This window comes from Enterobacter sp. E14S (genome assembly GCF_055666685.1).
The window spans coordinates 1-336 of sequence record NZ_JBVODQ010000031.1 but is presented as its reverse complement, the minus strand read 5'-3'; the positions used below and the strand labels follow the sequence as shown (position 1 = coordinate 336).

The window sequence follows — 336 nt, the reverse complement described above, 5'->3', positions numbered from 1 at the left end:
GCGAGCGGGCTTTTCACCCGCTTTATCGTTACTTATGTCAGCATTCGCACTTCTGATACCTCCAGCATGCCTCACAGCACACCTTCAACGGCTTACAGAACGCTCCCCTACCCAACAACGCCTAAGCGTCGCTGCCGCAGCTTCGGTGCATGGTTTAGCCCCGTTACATCTTCCGCGCAGGCCGACTCGACCAGTGAGCTATTACGCTTTCTTTAAATGATGGCTGCTTCTAAGCCAACATCCTGGCTGTCTGTGCCTTCCCACATCGTTTCCCACTTAACCATGACTTTGGGACCTTAGCTGGCGGTCTGGGTTGTTTCCCTCTTCACGACGGAC

1 rRNA gene is annotated in these 336 nt (G+C 54.2%); it reads right to left on the bottom strand.

Going from position 1 to position 336, the window contains the following annotated elements:
* Nucleotides 1-336: ribosomal RNA gene (locus tag ACZ6J2_RS21855) — 23S ribosomal RNA — on the bottom strand; the annotation flags it as partial.